Annotated in this window: 24 protein-coding genes; all 24 read right to left on the bottom strand. The window is 65.3% G+C overall.

What is annotated here, in order from left to right:
• Positions 1-83: 83 nt before the first annotated feature.
• Positions 84-311 carry a hypothetical protein gene (locus tag ABZ404_RS16915; protein ID WP_358990501.1) on the bottom strand — a complete coding sequence of 76 codons (228 nt, stop codon included), beginning with the start codon at positions 309-311 and terminating at the stop codon, positions 84-86.
• 88 nt (positions 312-399) lie between these two features.
• The gene (locus tag ABZ404_RS16910; protein WP_358831087.1) at positions 400-945 is read right to left on the bottom strand and encodes a hypothetical protein; all 546 of its coding nucleotides are present in this window, start codon (positions 943-945) and stop codon (positions 400-402) included.
• A 163-nt stretch (positions 946-1,108) separates the two neighbouring features.
• Entirely contained in the window at positions 1,109-1,402 is a 294-nt protein-coding gene (locus tag ABZ404_RS16905) for a hypothetical protein (RefSeq protein ID WP_358831086.1), read from the bottom strand.
• A gap of 89 nt (positions 1,403-1,491) precedes the next feature.
• Positions 1,492-1,785, bottom strand: coding sequence for a hypothetical protein (locus ABZ404_RS16900; protein WP_358831085.1), 294 nt, complete (start codon positions 1,783-1,785; stop codon positions 1,492-1,494).
• 2 nt (positions 1,786-1,787) lie between these two features.
• Positions 1,788-2,015 (bottom strand): hypothetical protein, encoded by a 228-nt coding sequence (locus ABZ404_RS16895; RefSeq protein WP_358831084.1) that lies wholly within the window; start codon positions 2,013-2,015, stop codon positions 1,788-1,790.
• Positions 2,012-2,197 carry a hypothetical protein gene (locus ABZ404_RS16890; RefSeq protein ID WP_358831083.1) on the bottom strand — a complete coding sequence of 62 codons (186 nt, stop codon included), beginning with the start codon at positions 2,195-2,197 and terminating at the stop codon, positions 2,012-2,014. Before ABZ404_RS16890 ends, ABZ404_RS16895 begins: the two co-directional genes overlap by 4 nt.
• Positions 2,194-2,430: a hypothetical protein gene (locus ABZ404_RS16885; RefSeq protein WP_358831082.1), complete on the bottom strand. Its 237-nt coding sequence runs from the start codon at positions 2,428-2,430 to the stop codon at positions 2,194-2,196. Before ABZ404_RS16885 ends, ABZ404_RS16890 begins: the two co-directional genes overlap by 4 nt.
• Positions 2,431-2,911: 481 nt before the next feature.
• On the bottom strand, positions 2,912-3,094 hold the full coding sequence (locus ABZ404_RS16880) for a hypothetical protein (protein WP_358831081.1): 183 nt from the start codon (positions 3,092-3,094) through the stop codon (positions 2,912-2,914).
• An 84-nt stretch (positions 3,095-3,178) separates the two neighbouring features.
• On the bottom strand, positions 3,179-3,358 hold the full coding sequence (locus tag ABZ404_RS16875; protein WP_358831080.1) for a hypothetical protein: 180 nt from the start codon (positions 3,356-3,358) through the stop codon (positions 3,179-3,181).
• An 88-nt stretch (positions 3,359-3,446) separates the two neighbouring features.
• Positions 3,447-3,662 (bottom strand): hypothetical protein, encoded by a 216-nt coding sequence (locus ABZ404_RS16870; protein WP_358831079.1) that lies wholly within the window; start codon positions 3,660-3,662, stop codon positions 3,447-3,449.
• Positions 3,659-4,267 (bottom strand): RNA ligase family protein, encoded by a 609-nt coding sequence (locus ABZ404_RS16865; protein WP_358831078.1) that lies wholly within the window; start codon positions 4,265-4,267, stop codon positions 3,659-3,661. The genes ABZ404_RS16870 and ABZ404_RS16865 overlap by 4 nt, the downstream gene beginning before the upstream one ends.
• Positions 4,264-4,680, bottom strand: coding sequence for a hypothetical protein (locus ABZ404_RS16860; protein ID WP_358831077.1), 417 nt, complete (start codon positions 4,678-4,680; stop codon positions 4,264-4,266). The genes ABZ404_RS16865 and ABZ404_RS16860 overlap by 4 nt, the downstream gene beginning before the upstream one ends.
• Before the next feature lie 66 nt (positions 4,681-4,746).
• Positions 4,747-4,968 (bottom strand): hypothetical protein, encoded by a 222-nt coding sequence (locus ABZ404_RS16855; protein WP_358831076.1) that lies wholly within the window; start codon positions 4,966-4,968, stop codon positions 4,747-4,749.
• Positions 4,962-5,138: a hypothetical protein gene (locus tag ABZ404_RS16850; RefSeq protein WP_358831075.1), complete on the bottom strand. Its 177-nt coding sequence runs from the start codon at positions 5,136-5,138 to the stop codon at positions 4,962-4,964. Before ABZ404_RS16850 ends, ABZ404_RS16855 begins: the two co-directional genes overlap by 7 nt.
• Positions 5,139-5,175: 37 nt before the next feature.
• A complete protein-coding gene (locus tag ABZ404_RS16845) occupies positions 5,176-5,979 on the bottom strand; it encodes a hypothetical protein (RefSeq protein WP_358831074.1) in 804 nt (267 codons plus the stop codon).
• 225 nt (positions 5,980-6,204) lie between these two features.
• Positions 6,205-6,990: a hypothetical protein gene (locus tag ABZ404_RS16840; RefSeq protein ID WP_358831073.1), complete on the bottom strand. Its 786-nt coding sequence runs from the start codon at positions 6,988-6,990 to the stop codon at positions 6,205-6,207.
• Between the two features lie 90 nt (positions 6,991-7,080).
• On the bottom strand, positions 7,081-7,701 hold the full coding sequence (locus ABZ404_RS16835) for a hypothetical protein (protein ID WP_358831072.1): 621 nt from the start codon (positions 7,699-7,701) through the stop codon (positions 7,081-7,083).
• A gap of 388 nt (positions 7,702-8,089) precedes the next feature.
• Positions 8,090-8,680: a hypothetical protein gene (locus ABZ404_RS16830; RefSeq protein WP_358831071.1), complete on the bottom strand. Its 591-nt coding sequence runs from the start codon at positions 8,678-8,680 to the stop codon at positions 8,090-8,092.
• Positions 8,681-8,763: 83 nt separating this feature from the next.
• On the bottom strand, positions 8,764-9,060 hold the full coding sequence (locus ABZ404_RS16825; protein ID WP_358831070.1) for a hypothetical protein: 297 nt from the start codon (positions 9,058-9,060) through the stop codon (positions 8,764-8,766).
• A gap of 1 nt (position 9,061) precedes the next feature.
• Entirely contained in the window at positions 9,062-9,931 is an 870-nt protein-coding gene (locus ABZ404_RS16820; RefSeq protein ID WP_358831069.1) for a CHAP domain-containing protein, read from the bottom strand.
• Positions 9,932-9,995: 64 nt separating this feature from the next.
• Positions 9,996-10,592 (bottom strand): hypothetical protein, encoded by a 597-nt coding sequence (locus ABZ404_RS16815; protein ID WP_358831068.1) that lies wholly within the window; start codon positions 10,590-10,592, stop codon positions 9,996-9,998.
• A gap of 42 nt (positions 10,593-10,634) precedes the next feature.
• Positions 10,635-11,036: a hypothetical protein gene (locus ABZ404_RS16810; protein WP_358831067.1), complete on the bottom strand. Its 402-nt coding sequence runs from the start codon at positions 11,034-11,036 to the stop codon at positions 10,635-10,637.
• Between the two features lie 185 nt (positions 11,037-11,221).
• Positions 11,222-12,262, bottom strand: a complete 1,041-nt coding sequence (locus ABZ404_RS16805) for a DUF5047 domain-containing protein (RefSeq protein ID WP_358831066.1) — start codon at positions 12,260-12,262, stop codon at positions 11,222-11,224.
• Positions 12,263-12,324: 62 nt separating this feature from the next.
• On the bottom strand, positions 12,325-14,520 hold the full coding sequence (locus tag ABZ404_RS16800; RefSeq protein WP_358831065.1) for a hypothetical protein: 2,196 nt from the start codon (positions 14,518-14,520) through the stop codon (positions 12,325-12,327).
• Between the last annotated feature and the right edge of the window lie 36 nt (positions 14,521-14,556).

Here is a 14,556-nt window from a genome sequence, read left to right as displayed (position 1 = left end):
GGCGCCCGCAGGCGCCTCTACCTACCTAATGGGGCGGTAACTCGAAGATGTGACAGCTGGAGACCAACTTTCTCCGGCGGTTTTCAGGGGCCGTCGACGAGGACCACAACCGTCCCGCCCTCGCCGTCGGATCCCACGCACTCCAGCCGCGGAGCTCCGCGCATCGTTGCGCGGAGCGCGTCCTCGTCGCCGGCCATGTCGTGGCGCTCGAACCGGCTGCGGTACGGACGCCCCTCCCGCTCCGCCTCCTCGTACTCGAAGAGGGCGTTGTACACGGGCCGAAGGTGGGTGCTGTACAGCTCGCCAGTCATGCACCACCCACGGATCTGCCGCACCTCCTCCGCGAACGCGCGGGCACGCTCCAGGGACTCATCCCGGGAAGCCACCATTGCCGCCCAGTCAGCCATTTGCGAGCCTCCAGAGGTCCCGGTCCGTCGATGACACGCGCGGCCCCTGAAGGCGCCTCCAGAGGTCTCCTGGCGTCACGTCTCCCGGGATACGCCCGTCGGTGAACAGGCGCACTCCCGCAGTCTCGTACGCCACGTCGACGAGCTGCGAGCAGATGAGATGACGCGAGTCGGCAACGTAGTCCCGCAGCCAGCGGGGGCGGATGTGCCAGTGAGCCAGGCCGATGGAGGCGTAGTCGAGGAATGAATACGGCGTCCCAACGAGCCGCCGGGCGGCGCCACAGATACGGATGCGCTCCGCGGCCGTCAGGGGGATGAGCCCCGTCGACCAGAGCACGGGAACGCTGGCAGCCTCCAGGGGAATGAGCTCCGCCCCGCCTGGCATGGCCTGGACGATCCAGCCTGCGCCGACATAGACATACGCATGCTGCACGGGCGCACGGTCGCCTACGAGGGCCTGGCCGGCGGAGATGAGACGGCCCGTGACGCCAGAGATGCGCGTCAGGGCGAAGTCTCCAGGGGTAGGGGTGGTGGTCATCGCTGCCCCCACTTCAACCCGCGGAAGGTAGCGGGGACAGCTGGCGGGTAAATGTGCGGACGCTCGTAGGCAATGAGGGTGTTGAACGGCCGCGGGGGAGGCACTGGCCGGACGTACTGTGCCTCCCACTCCTCAAAGAGGAGGCCAGCAAGGAACGGATACATCATCTGATCTCCTCTGCTTCCAGGAATGTGTACGCCATGCGCAGCACCTCAGCCCATGCAGGCTCCCAGCGCGCTTCGGCACGAGCTCTCTCGCGCTCAAACCACTCGTGGTGCTCCTTGAGACGTCGCAGAGCAACGCCGGAAGCCGCGCGAAACTCCACGACGCTATCCAGGGCTGCCCGCATCCGCTCGATGTGACGCCGGTACATCCGCACACGCTCCTGCTCCTGGCCCAAGCGCCACTGCAACCGAGCACGCAGGCCACGTTCAAAGCCGCGCGGCTCGCAGTCCATACACTCAGCCGATCGCCCGTGCCACGGAGTCTCGCGAAAGTCGGTTCGTGGTCTGTGTCGACGGCAGAAACCAACGCACCGTAGGTCAGTCACGTCCGCCTGTCCTTCGGATCGTGGTCTCCGACGTACTGCAAGGCGGAGCGTGCGCGCCTTCGATACGTGGCGGATTCCTCCAGGAGCACCATTGCGAGACAGCACGCGCCGACGACGGCCATCAGCCCGTCGTCCGCGTCCTCGCGCACGTAGGCCGTCTCGTGCAACCGTGAACCGAAGCGCTTCCGCCGCTCACGGATCTGCACCTCCAGGCAAAAGCCGTTCGAGCACACCCGGTAGAACCAACCATCGGGTAGCTCCGGGGCTCCGGCGGCCACGAGCTCAGCCATGCTCACGCTGACCCCCGGGTAATCGTCGCCAGCGTCCCCGCGAGCCACACGCCGGCAAGGTGCTCCGCCATGGCGGGCGACCACCCGCGCCGCTCCAGGTCGGCGCGCATACCGCCGGCAGTGTCGAAGATGGGTTGGAAGGACGCCATCACGTCCATGAGCTCGTGGGCCAGGGCGGCGCGCTGCTCCTCCGGAGTCGGCGGAGTTGGTGGGGGAAGCTCAAATATCATCGTGCCGTCCTCTCCAGATGGTGTACGCGGGCGTTCAGGCGCGCCAGCTCTTCCGTAAGCAGGGTCAGGAGCGTCATCAGCTCTTCGGCCACTGGAATCTGACCGCGCGCATCATGCAGGCCCCGGGCGCGTATCGCGTCGACGACTGCCAGGGCGTGCACGGTCTCAATGCGAAGGCTCACGGCGTCGCCTCCGGGGAGATGATGCGCGCCCCCCGTCGCATGCCCCCGACGAACGAGCGCTTGTCCCGAGTGCCGCCGCGCCAGTTCTCCGCCCACACCTCGTCGGCGTCGCGCTGGATCGTCTCCGCGTTGCGCCGCGACGTCTCGCGTTGTACCTCTTCCAGCGCGCGGCTGCACAGCTCCAGCCACTCGTCACCGTCGCGCTCGCCGACGAGCTCAGCCCATGCGCTCATGTCGATACCTCCGGGTCTACAAAGCGCGCGTTGTCCGGGTAGCGCTCACGGTGCTTGGGCGGGATGACCCCCTGGTGCCAAAGATCCCTCGTCGTCGCTCGTCGCCCGTCGAAGAACTCGATATCAAACCGGCGTCCCCCGTAACCTCCGGAACTCCCCGAGCCAACGGTGAAGTGTTCACCGCCGACAACCACACGGCGCTCCGGTGCACAGTCGGCAGGCAGGCCGTAGGAGTCGGGGTGTGGGCTGTGCTGCGTCCAGAAGTCATCGTGCGAGTTAACTGACTCCTCAACCGAGACAGTCACCGCGAACTGACGATCGGTACCGTCTGCCTGCCCCACACAGAACGTTGCACGGTACGTCCGAGCTCCCGACCCGTCGTCAACGTACTCGCCCGCAGACCGGCTGCGACTGCCCTCGGCCGGAAGTGCATCACCTACAGCCAGAACTCCGCGCCAGAGGGCGTCACGAAAGTTGTCGCTCACCATCCCTGCACCTCCTCCATGCGCACGATCAGCGCGTCCAGGTCGCTACCGTTCATGCGCACGGTGGCGATGGTCGCCCCGCGGGCGTTGCGCGTTTCAAGGTCGTACTCGATACCCACTTGTCGCACGGTCACCGACGAGCCGTCGGCCGTGTGGATGGTGGTTCCGCCCTTGATCATGGCCTCTCCTCTTGTGTGGTTACACGCCGAAAGCCCCCGGCGCCGTAGCAACCGGGGGCTGAGGTGGTTCGTGTGTGGTTTGCGTTAGCAGAAAGTGCAAGGAACCTGGATGCTCACAGGCTCGCCCACAAAGTCCCCTTCTCGGATCTCGTTCAGCTCGACGGTAGGCAGGGACCAACCGTCACCGTTGTCCAGCTCGTACCCGTCATCCGCAGCAGCCTGAAGCGCTGCTTCGATGGCGCGGGCGTGCTCTTCGAGGGTCATACGTCGTCCTCCTAGTGCGGGCCGGGGCACTGGCTCCGGTGGCAGCCGTGTGTCCAGCAGTATTCAGGGCTGCGCTGCTCTTCCTCGCTCACTTCCGCCCCGATCGCGCCGGAGCCTTCCGAGGCGGCAACTTCGGTGCCGGCCGCACACTGGGCCGCTTCGTCTTCGTCTTCGAGTGGTGGTGGTCGATGTCGATCTCCACGCCGGACGGCTGCGAGGTTCCGTTGTCGGCGCCGCACGACGTCAGGAGGAGCGCGGCCACGACGAGAGCGCCGACGATCGCAAGGGCGGTGAACACCTTCACGCTGCCGCCTCCCACTTGCCCGCGTCCTGATTGTCGAGAGTGACTTTGAAAACGTTTCGGGTCTGCGTGTGATACACGCAGATGCCTTCGGGGTTCATGAAGCCGGGAGCCGCGTACGAGCCGAACTCCCGCAGGTCCGCAAGTGCCCGGCTGATGTCCGCCTCACTGAACGTCCCAGAGTAGATCACCGGAACCGCGTCGATCTGGTCGCAGATGTCGGACTGCTCGGCGCGTCTGTGCATCGAGGTGCCGCTCTCGTCCGTCTCCCACCAGCGGGAGGTGTTGAAGAGGCTGAACCGCCGTTCATTCAGGCCGTACCGGCGCTGAATCCCGCTCCCCCACCACTCACCGAAGTGCAGCCCAGGACCAAGGATGGTGATCAACTCCGCAGCGTTGGCGTGGACCCACGTCGCGAAGCCGTAGTTGTCGTTTGACGGCGTGATGAGTCGGCGTCGCGACTGCGCCGCAATGGAGTAGGTACCAGGCAGCTCCTCGTTCTCACGGATGTGGATCCCTCCGTTGGTGCCGTCAAGCTTCTCCGTGATGACGATGTCCCGGAACAGGCGCGGAGTCTTCGGCCAGGGAGTGAACTCGAATTCCGTCACGCCGCCTTCGCCTCCTCCGCCAGTTCCCGGACGTTGATGTTGAAGCCGTACCCGTAGTAGAAGGGGTTACCGCAGCTCCAGCCCACCGACAGTTCCAGCACGTCCCCCATGTCGGCAAAGATGTGCCACGTCGTGTAGCCATCGTCGGCCTTGACCCCGGTTATGACGTGGTCGACCCAATCCGGGTGCAGTAGGAAGCTGTTCAGCTCCGTGTACGCACAGCAGTCAGAGGTGTTCAGAAGCTCAACACGCCTGCCGTTGTCGAGCGTGATGACGAGCGCCGCACCTGTGGGGTAACCCCACGTGTCCGTAGCCGCCTCTCCGGCCTTCGCACTGATGATGCGGTGGCCGACTACCGCGTCACTCAGCTCGTCAACGTTCGCGGGCATCGTTCCGTCGTCGTCCTCGTACATTCCTTCTCCTCGCGTGCATGCGAAGCGGGGCGCCCGAAGTGGGACGCCCCGCGTGTGTGTCTTGCGCTACTTGGCTGGGTGAAGCAGCTTCCGGAGGTAGCCCGTCAGCATGCCAACGCCAACGAGCAGCAGAAGGGCTGTACCGAAACCGACGGCCGGCACGACGGCAACGACTCCGTGGACAGCTCCGAGGACGAGCATCAGGAGCCACGCCTCCAGAGGGAGGATGAGAAGCGCAGCCGCACAGGCCCCGGCCACCAAAGCCCCGTTGGGCTTCTGAGTCACCATTCCTGGCCCTCCGCTTCGTCCGCCACCTTGATCAGTCGTAGCCCAAGGAGCCGGGCCTCGTCGGGGCTGATGCGAACGGAAGTGCTCGCCGTGTGCCCGGCCTTAAGTCCGAAGTGAACGGCCCCGCCATGGGCGTAGGGCTCCTCGATGCCGTCTCCGTACTGATTCACGCGCTCTCCCCCTTCAGTCGTGTGGACCAAAAGCCGCTCACGCTGCCCGCCTCTGCGTGCCCGTGACGAACTCCCCGCCGCTTGCAATGGGACGTCCGACAACAGACCGCTTACCGTGGGCTTCCCAGTCGAAGACGCCGCGCAGGTGGAGGAAGGTGTCAAACACCTCCTCATCGCACTTCACGGGAACGAGCTGCCATCCCTCCGGGCGAACGTGGAGGACTGCGCCACCGACCGTGGCCGGCACAGGGACCGACTCCCCGGACTCCGCCAGGATGATGCGGTCCGCGTAACGGTAGGCGGACAGCTGGAGGGCTACGGAGTCGTACACCCGCGCGCTCGTCTTCCAGTCCAGCAGGACGACTTCGCCGTCTACCTCTGCGATGGCGTCGAAGGAGCCCGCGTACTTGTGGGTGTCGCTCCAGACGGTCTCTTCCAGGTACAGGAAACGCGGCTTGATCTCCGCAAGAAACTCCCGGAACCAACGGACGAACGGCTTCAGATCCATGTGTACGGAGCGGTCGTTGATCTTCTCTCCGCGCGACATGCGTTCGAAAATGTCGTGCGCTGCACTGCCCAGGTCCGACGCAGCAGTCGTCTTCCGCCGGTGGGCGTTCTTGAGGTAGTCAACCGCGCCCTTCGGGTCGCGCTTGATCAGCTCTGAGACGATGTCCCAGTTGCTGACGGCCGCCTCCGCGGCCTCCTTCGCTGCCCAGAAGGTGAGAAAGTCCTTCGGCAGCATGCTGCCGACCGACGTCACGCCAGGAACCTTGACGTCCCCGTCGTCGGGGTCGATGTAAAAGCGACTCGCGCCGCGCTTCAGTGTGCGTACTCCTGCCATGCTGCCTCCGCCTCGTAGGTGCCTCTACCTACCTAATGGGGCGGTAACCGCGAGATGTGACAGCGGGGAGCAAGATTGTTTAGCTGCCTCCCCGGAGCATCCAAACCGCCAAACTAACCCCCTCTTTCAACTTCTCTCTAACGCGTAGGGGAGAAAGTATAAATAGGGGGTTAGTTTGTCAGTCTGGATGCGGGGAGGGCGCGGCCTGACGTCGACGACGAGGCGCTACTCCGCTGACCTGCGCTTTCGCGTATGACGCCTCAGCTTCGTCACGGCTGCCTGCATGGCGGCTAGGTGCTCGTCCAGCTTGGCCCGCTGCCCGTCCGTCATGTCGTTGTCGATGACGTCTGTGGACATCTGTCCCAGAATGTTCAACACGCCGGCACCAAGGCGCAGGTGGTCAGCCGTTGCCTTCTGTGCGGCGCCCGTTGCAGACAGGTTCACTGCGGCTGCCTCGTCCGCGGCTGCCTTTGCCGTTGCCTTCCCCTTCTTAGGGGCTGGCGCAGCAGCGATGGCCTCGTGTCGCGCCATCGTCAGCACTGCTGAGTCACGCTGCCGTCGTTCCCGCTGGCGCTCTACGGGTGACGCCACAATCAGCCCGTATGCTTCTAGCTGGTCCTCTGAGTGGTTCTCGCGGATGACCTTCGCCACGTGGTACCGCACGGTCGCCTGCACACGGTCCTGCGCGTCAGGGCCGATTCCCGCCCGGCGGTAGACCTCCCGTGCCAGCTCGCGGTACTCGTGGCTCGTGCCCGTCACGTCGGGGTCACCGTCTTTGTTGACACACCGCAGCCGAAGAGCTGCCAGCACTACCGCGCAGCTGCGCAGAAGAGCCGTTCCGCGGCCTTCAACAATGGCGTGCTCTCTGACGAGGGCCGCGCCACGCGCAACGAGTGCTTCCGTTGACTCGTCCTCCAGCGTGCTGAGCTTAAGAACGGGCAGGTCTGGGAGCCGAGGAGGAGGAGCCGCTACAGCTGCCCTCTTCCTCCTAGCGGGAGCGGATCCAGGCATGCGTGTATCTCCAGATGTGGGGGACGACGCGGCCAGGGTACCGCGCATGATGTACGCGAACTAGACCGCGCCCCCCGTACGCGAATTCTGTTACATGAATTCCTCGCCGCAGACACCACAGACGATGGGGCCGCGCTTGAGTGCCGCAGGGTAGATCTGGAAGCGTCGCGGGTCAGCGCACTTGCACTGCACAGTGAGGCGCGCAGGCACGCCGCTTGGGTTCTCATCAGGAAGAACGAGAAGCGGCAGGACGTGCGGAATTACTTCGTCCAACCTGTGCAGGACGTCGGCGTACTGGGCCGCAGTGGACGGAGCCAGCTCCGGGTCAGCGAACCCTCTGCCGGCCACGCGTGAGCGGCCTTCGGGCCAGTGCAGCCCTACTTCCGTCGCTGCGTCGAGGAAGGCTTTGTTGTGGTAGGCCCCCCTCGTTGTGGTGTCCTGCGTCCCCCGACGCCAGCACAGCACGTGTGCTGCTTCGTGGAGGACGGCCGTCAGGGTCGCAGTTGCGCCCGCTTTCAGGGTCTCGGTACTGACGACGAGGCCGGTAACGGTCCCGTCGACGTCCTCCCGCCAGCGTTCAGGGCCGTGGTTCGTCGGCGTCGGTCGTGGAGATACCGCGATGCGTACGTCTGGTAGCTCTGGCACTGAGGTCTGCACTGCGTCCCATAGGGAGCGCAGTACCTCAGCGAGAGGTCCGGGTGAGGTCGGCATGTCCGGAGAATACGTCAGTAAGGGCTACCTATCTCACTCCTCCGCGCATCGTTACGCGGAGGCCCGGGAAACGCAAAAAAGCCCCCGTTCTCCGTGTCAGGAGAACGGGGGCTTCATGGTGATTACTTGTTACTCGGCGGTAGTCACTGGGGTGACCTTGCTTCGCACGCTCTCCCCCACGAGGACTGGGAGGGCTACCGCGCCAGCTGCGGCAAGCGTCTGCGCGAGGCTGCCTGCTCCCAGTGCAGGCCAGAGAGCGGACCCCGCCATGAGAACAGAGAGGAGTGCGGCACGGAGCCGGACGGGCTCCTGTGCGGCGAAGATCTGGAGACGGACGTACAGGCGGATGGAAAGATCACGGAGCCACGTCACGTGAGTGCCTTTCGGGCTAGTAGATGCGCGCCTCATGGCGTCGGGACTCGGTGCAGAGGATGCGGTCTGCAATGACGTGCGTCTCGCGGTAGAGGTCGGCCACCGTGCCGTTGTTGATCAGGATGTGGTCCGCGACGTCAGGTGCGATGGCCCCCTCCGACTCGTGGTCGAGGTGCGGGATGCCCGGGCGGTCGATGTAGACGAGCGTGAATCCCGCCCGCTTCAGGCTCTCCGCCTCGTTGGGGTAGCGCACGTCAGTGATGACGCAGGGCAGGCCCGTGCGCTCGTCGACGTCCGCCACCGTGGCGAGCGCCTGGCGCAGCCAGAAGTCCTCGTCCATCGTGCGGACGGCCGCGCCTAGCTCCTGGAGGAGGCGGCGGACCTCTGGGTACGCATCCTTTGCCGACTCCCAGCCGGTTTCCGTTACGGTCTCCTTCAGCCGCCAGGAGTCCCCCGAGCCTTCGATGATCGGGTTGAGCCGGAGCGCCATCTCCTTCAGGGGGTCCGCAAACGCCACGCGCCGGTAGCCACGGTGGTTTGTCAGCCACTGTCCTACCGTGTCCTTGCCGGACCGTGCGCGGCCAATCAGTCCTATGTGCAGCCCCATGCGGTCGCTCCTCAGTTGGTGATGTCTCTACGGACCTAATGGGGCGGTAGCCGCCAGATGTGACAGCCAGGAGCAAGATTTTTTCAGTCGTCTCGTGTGGGGCGGCTGATGAGCAGATGCTCCGCGTCGTGGCCGGCCTGCCACTCGCGTACGTGCACAACGCCCTCCCTCACGCTGTCCACGTCGTCCCGGACGTCGTCGATACGTGCATGGAGGGCAGCGCCTAGCGCGTCCACGGCTGACCGCGTGGCGGCGCCGTCAGCTGCTACGGCGCCCGTGGTCCTGCGCTGGAGCGCCAGGAGGGCGGGAATGGCAGCAACCACGGCAGCGCCCAGAGCGGACACGGCCGTGATTACTGCGACGGTGACTTCGGGGCTCATGTCAGGCGCGGACCTTGAATCCGTGACGGTCCCCGAGACGCGTCAGCGACGTCAGGCCCGGGATGCCGTCAGCGTCGGATCCGCGGTACCCAAGCGAACGCTGCCAGCCCTTGTACGCCTCCACAGTGAGGGAACCAAAGCTGCCGTCCGCCGCGTACGACCGCGCGAGCATCCCCTCAGCCACGAGCGCCGCCTCCACTATGCGCACGTCCGCCGGGTGCGTCGTGCCACCCTGCTTCAGGCCCGGGTCTCGTCGAGCTGCGGCAACCACGTTGGCCAGTGAGACAGTCGGCGTCGCGGGACGCGGAGGGACGGGCGTCGGCTTGGTAGGCGCAGGCTTCGGAGTCTCGCTCTTCCACGCCGGGTCAGCCGACTTGATGCCGTCAGCGAACTTCGGGTACCCGTAGCCGTAGACGTTGTCCGACCGACGGAGGCGCTTGCGCAGGTACACGCCGTCGCCTTCCGCGGATCCGTCGAGGTTCGTGTTTCCCTCGATGGTGTAGATGTAGCCGCTTGGGTCCTCGTCGTAGTCGTAGACGATGCCCGTGTGGGTGCCTCCACCAGGGCCGTAGAAGACCTGGGCACCGACGGCCGGGTACTCGCTGAAGCGCTTCGCGCGCTTGAACCACTCGACAGCCACCTCACAGCCGGCGGTCTTCGGGTAGAGGCTCGCGGCCCCGGCCTTGTCGGCGCACCACGCAACGAACGCGGCGCACCACGGGTAGCCGTAGCCGTCCCGGTCGTAGCCGGGGATCCGCCCGAACCAGCGGTTGTACTTCGAGTCGTTGACCCAGTGGCCACCCGACTGGGTCTCGTGGGTTCCGACTTCCGCCTTCGCGACCTTGATGACGTCAGCTGCGGTTACAGACATGTGGTCCCCTCCCAGGGCATAGAAAAAGCCCCGACGCTGCGGGGCGAATGTGTGGTGTCCGGCGTCAGGAGCCGGAAGCGAATTGGACGCCGTCCAGGCTTGCCCACGTGGGCCAGGCGCTCAGGTTCGTCAGGATGCCGATACGAAGCGTTCCGTCTGTAGCAACAGAGAGACGCGCAGTCTGGTTGTTGCTCTGCCATTCCACGGCGATGGGCATGTCCTTGGTGACTGCCGGCCGAGCAGAGATCGGCAGCGTTGCGACGTCCAGCCAGCCGTTTGCGGGTGACGTCACCATCTGCCCTCCGCCTACCTTCTGGATAATCCCGCGCAGTTGGACCATGTCCCCGACAATGCGGAATCCAGGGTTGCCACTGTTGGCGGTGTAGCCCGTTTTGAACGTCAACGGCACCCATGGGCCGGGCGTTAGTGGCACCCAAGCCGTTCCGTCGAAGAGTTCCTTCCGTGCTTCCGCAACGAGATAGGTCTCCATCCCCGCAACGGGGCTTGGGATGGCGGCGTTTCTCGCGTTGGTGTCGGCAAAACGCATGTTGTTGAGCGGGACAAGTGCCGCAACGAGCGCAGCCATTGCCGTTTCAATGTTGGGGGCGTCGCTCAGCTTTGGATAAGGCACGTTCTGAAGCAGGGAGTCATATCCCGGCATGGCGTCTCCTTCCGTCCTCGTCGGACGGCTAGTGGGTGAGGGTCAGACGAGGCGGTATGAGCCCACGGCGTCGAACTCAGTCCATTTGTTTCCAGTGGACGGAGGCGCCGGGTTGAAGTCGCTCAGCTGGATTTCACCCGTCGTCAGAATCGTCAGCACCCCGAAATACCCGGCGGCGACCTGCACCGCCACACGCACCTGTCGCGCAGGCCACGTACCGGCCGGAAGCGTGGCCACGGTGGCGCCAGCAGTGAGCGCGCCGGACAACTGGGAAAGGCCGGACAGGGAAGCCGTGCCGTCGCCGTTGTGGCGGACGGCAGGCGTGTAGAAGGAGGCATGGGCCGCCCAGCCGGAGGCGAGTGTCAAGGGCTGCCACGCGGGGTTGAGCGAGGCCGTCGCCCCCTCCACCAGCCAATTTCCATCCGCGCCGCGCGTGACACTCACGATGTCACCTATGGTCGGCGCCTTGTAGGAGCGCAGTCGACGGACTCCAGTTACAGGGCCCGTCGCCGTCGTGATGTCTACCGTTCCGTCCGTGTTGACGGCTGCCACTGTGGCCGGCAGCCACGCCGGTCCGGACTGTATGACGGCCCTTGAGGCGGCTCTCTGGACTGCCTTTGTCAGGCTGCTCACGATTCCGCCTTTCCGCCTCGAAGGGTGATCGACGATGAGCCCTGAGACGTCAGTGGGATACCGACGCTCTGAAGGGTGAAAAGCTGCTTCCTTCCGCCATCTGTTACGCGCACGCAGTCACCCGCCTCCAATGCCGGATTCGGAGCGGCCGTGATAGTGGTCTGAATGTTTGGGGCAATGGCGTCAGCCAGCATGTAGGTAGCCGCGGACAGGCACGCGCCCGTCGTCGTCAGCAGGGCCGAGGAGTAGTAGCGGGGCACGTGACCATACGGGCCGCCCCAACGGGTGGGGCTTGTCGGGTCGGTGTCGTAGGCAACGGCGCTCACTGGCGCAGTGTTTGCCGCCATGTTCTGTCCCGACGCCACAACGGCGTTGTAAACGCCCGTTCGTGACATCTGCCGCGCAGCGTTTATAAGCGTTCCGCCTTCGCCGTCCCTGATTTCCCAGACAACGGACGCCGTATTCACATTCGGTTGATCGGCAATGACGAAGCGGTCCAGTGCGTCGACGTAAACCTCTGCCGACATTGACGTTGCGATCTGAACAACGGCGTCCCACCGGTCCCCCTGCGTGTCCCAAGTGGCAACGGCGCAGGCCGGATTTCTGCCGTCTGACGTCGCATTGACGATGACGGCCGACGGCAGCGTTTGCCGAATGAGATACGTGATCGCGTCAATGCACGTTGCATAGCCGCGGGTTGACGTGGGGACGATAAAGCGGTCGTCCTGGATCGCTACTTCGCTGGACTTCCCCGTCAGCGTCACGGGGCCAGTGAGGGTGTCCCCTTGTGGCTCGTCGACGCGAAAGGTTCCGAGCGTCACCATCTCCGTTGTATTGCCGAGGGGAATCCCCTGGCTGACTACGAGCGTCTGCCCATAGACCGCCAGGGGATCCGATGCCGTCCACGGCAGATACTTGACATCGGCCACGGTGAGCGCGAGTGATCTGCGGATCTTGGAGCCACGGTCCAGAGTCACCATGCCGTCGGCAATGGGGATGTCTGCGGCCGTGAGCGCTCCGTTGTAGTAGGCGTCCACACGGGTGCGTATGGAGTGACTGGACGGGACAGCAGCCAGGAACGCCGCGGATACTGGGCGCATCAGATCTCCGTCCCAGTCCGTACGTCCAGCCAAGACGCGTACTTCGTCAGCACCGTGTACCAGTCGGCGTATCCGTCCCGGACCGTCTGCCACGTACGGTCCGCGGCGCCAGTCACGCCGCCTACTGGCCGGCTCACCTCAGTGAGGGGCAGAGTCCACAGACGGTCGTGGTGTCCGCCGTACTCGGATACGTGCGCCTCGGTGAGGTCGCCCACCTGCGCGTACATGTCCTCCATGGCCCAGTCGGGATGCCACTGGATCAGCAGCGTGCCGCCTGTCTCACAGATCCAGGCAACGGTGGTTGCCTCCTCCGCTGTCTCCGTCACAAGCGTCAGCGCTCCCGTGCGACCGGAGCGCACGTCGGATATGACGATGGGGAGTGCCGCGCCTCGTACAGTGCTGACTCCCTGACGTGCAGCTCGCTGCCAATCCGGAAGCGTGGCGACGGTAAGTGCGGCAGACCGAATCGGGTTGAGCGGATCCTTCACCCATGCGCAGAGGTCCGGCGGAGGGTCGAGCGTCAGGGGGTCGCTGATGTAGGACATCGACCCCGTAGGGCCCACGCTCCTGACTAGCCACGACACCGGAACACCTAGTGGTGCTTCGTAGTCCGTGACCACCGCCAGGTCGCCAGTTGGTGTGACGCTGACGATGTCCCCAGACGGACCGCGTACCGGGTGGACACTGCCGTCAGCGCCGAGACGCTGAAGGGTGTACGTCCACGTCGGCCCACCGGTCGTCAGGCCACTGAGGGTGAGCTGAGCGCCCCCTCCCGCGGCTGGTACCGCCTGAACCGTCAGCCCACCAGGGCCAACATAGATACGGTCGAAGTACCAGACTTCACCGGCCGCGCTCCCTGGCACGCTGATGGTCGCGAGGAGGGTTGCCGCTCCTGGCGGCGCGATGTCGGACGCAGGACCGCCGAACCACGTCGACGAGCTGCCCGCCCAGTCACCCGCTCGTGACCGGATGACCTGGCCGCTTGCGTTGTACCACGTCAGGCGGCTCCGGAAATTCTTCGTCCCCGCCCGCCACGCAGCCGGTGAGACTTGGTAGGACGCTCCCGGCGTCACGGGGACGCGGGTGACGAGCGTCAGCGTCAGGTCTCCGGAGCCTGTCGCCGTGGCCTTCAGGGCGTAGGCACCGTTGAAGACTTGCGACGTCGACTGAGCTACCGTGCACCCTGACGCCATCCACCCCGAGAGATCCTGCTCGAAGTCGGCCGTGTTGTACCCGAGTAGGTTGCTCGTCATGTTGAGCGGCGCCGTCGGCGCGATATTCATCCTGTCGCACGCCCACAGCTGCCCCGCAGCCGTAGCAGTCGGGCGGATGACGAGCCGCACGGATGCAGCTCCGGCGGGAGCCGTGGCGATGGCTGCACACCGTGTCCACGTGGCGCTAGCTGGCGTCCACGTCGACGTGGACTCAGAGAGCTTCGTCCCCCCAGCGTCGTACCACCAGAGCTCTATGTGGAGTGTCAGAGCCGATACCGACGGAGCTACCCACGCATACCCGATGTACTCCACGCCCGCCGTGACAGCCGGGCGCGTCACGTTGTACGCCTGAACGTCGCCGGCGGCCACGGACGTAACCGCCATCGACTGATACCAGTCAACCGACGAGGCGTACGGAGCGACCGCGCAGTTCAGCGCGCCAGTCCACGCACTGACATCCACCTCTACGGCCTGCGTCAACCAGTCGAACAGGTTGTACGTCAGTGCCGCGGGCTGCACCATCAGGAGTGCGCGGTCCAGAAACCATGACTGTGACGCGGCAGTTGCCGTGATACGTACGACCACAAGAGCCGTGGCAGCCGTCGCGGGTGCCACGCCGCTTGCCGCGACCTGGCCCCAGTTGGCGGACGCTGCCGTGACGAGTGGCCCTTGCGTCGTGCTGATGAGAGAACCGCCGGAGGTATACCAGCGGATCTCTAGCCGCGACTGCGCGCCGGTGAACGGCATGTACACCGACGCTGCGGACCAATAGGTGACTCCAGGTGTGACAGCCGCTCGCGTGGCAATGCCAACCTGACTGTCCCCCGCGGCCGTCGCCTGCCAGCGCAGGGAGAACGAGCCGAGGGTTCCGCCTGCCGCCCTGACCAGCGAGCCGGCATTGACGAGCGCCGACCACCCGGAGGCGTCCGTTTCTACGCTCTCCTGGTTGTCCGTCAGAAGGTTGCCAGCGATAACGGTCATTAGGCGTCACCGCCCTCCGGGGTGTCCGGAGCTGTC

Origin of the sequence: Streptomyces sp. NPDC005878 (genome assembly GCF_040629815.1) — a bacterium.
Classification (GTDB): Bacteria; Actinomycetota; Actinomycetes; order Streptomycetales; family Streptomycetaceae; genus Streptomyces.
Note: the sequence above shows the minus strand (reverse complement) of the source record. Positions and strands in the feature narration are given on the sequence as shown.

Bases quoted from the DNA above. Each gene is read 5' to 3' on its own strand.
- ABZ404_RS16860 (WP_358831077.1), bottom strand. From the start codon at position 4,680: ATGTACGAGGACGACGACGGAACGATGCCCGCGAACGTTGACGAGCTG.
- ABZ404_RS16885 (WP_358831082.1), bottom strand. From the start codon at position 2,430: ATGAGCGCATGGGCTGAGCTCGTCGGCGAGCGCGACGGTGACGAGTGG.
- ABZ404_RS16855 (WP_358831076.1), bottom strand. From the start codon at position 4,968: ATGGTGACTCAGAAGCCCAACGGGGCTTTGGTGGCCGGGGCCTGTGCG.
- ABZ404_RS16875 (WP_358831080.1), bottom strand. From the start codon at position 3,358: ATGACCCTCGAAGAGCACGCCCGCGCCATCGAAGCAGCGCTTCAGGCT.
- ABZ404_RS16815 (WP_358831068.1), bottom strand. From the start codon at position 10,592: ATGCCGGGATATGACTCCCTGCTTCAGAACGTGCCTTATCCAAAGCTG.
- ABZ404_RS16895 (WP_358831084.1), bottom strand. From the start codon at position 2,015: ATGATATTTGAGCTTCCCCCACCAACTCCGCCGACTCCGGAGGAGCAG.
- ABZ404_RS16835 (WP_358831072.1), bottom strand. From the start codon at position 7,701: ATGCCGACCTCACCCGGACCTCTCGCTGAGGTACTGCGCTCCCTATGG.
- ABZ404_RS16840 (WP_358831073.1), bottom strand. From the start codon at position 6,990: ATGCCTGGATCCGCTCCCGCTAGGAGGAAGAGGGCAGCTGTAGCGGCT.
- ABZ404_RS16910 (WP_358831087.1), bottom strand. From the start codon at position 945: ATGACCACCACCCCTACCCCTGGAGACTTCGCCCTGACGCGCATCTCT.
- ABZ404_RS16845 (WP_358831074.1), bottom strand. From the start codon at position 5,979: ATGGCAGGAGTACGCACACTGAAGCGCGGCGCGAGTCGCTTTTACATC.
- ABZ404_RS16900 (WP_358831085.1), bottom strand. From the start codon at position 1,785: ATGGCTGAGCTCGTGGCCGCCGGAGCCCCGGAGCTACCCGATGGTTGG.
- ABZ404_RS16800 (WP_358831065.1), bottom strand. From the start codon at position 14,520: ATGACCGTTATCGCTGGCAACCTTCTGACGGACAACCAGGAGAGCGTA.
- ABZ404_RS16905 (WP_358831086.1), bottom strand. From the start codon at position 1,402: ATGGACTGCGAGCCGCGCGGCTTTGAACGTGGCCTGCGTGCTCGGTTG.
- ABZ404_RS16915 (WP_358990501.1), bottom strand. From the start codon at position 311: ATGACTGGCGAGCTGTACAGCACCCACCTTCGGCCCGTGTACAACGCC.
- ABZ404_RS16820 (WP_358831069.1), bottom strand. From the start codon at position 9,931: ATGTCTGTAACCGCAGCTGACGTCATCAAGGTCGCGAAGGCGGAAGTC.
- ABZ404_RS16830 (WP_358831071.1), bottom strand. From the start codon at position 8,680: ATGGGGCTGCACATAGGACTGATTGGCCGCGCACGGTCCGGCAAGGAC.
- ABZ404_RS16880 (WP_358831081.1), bottom strand. From the start codon at position 3,094: ATGATCAAGGGCGGAACCACCATCCACACGGCCGACGGCTCGTCGGTG.
- ABZ404_RS16825 (WP_358831070.1), bottom strand. From the start codon at position 9,060: ATGAGCCCCGAAGTCACCGTCGCAGTAATCACGGCCGTGTCCGCTCTG.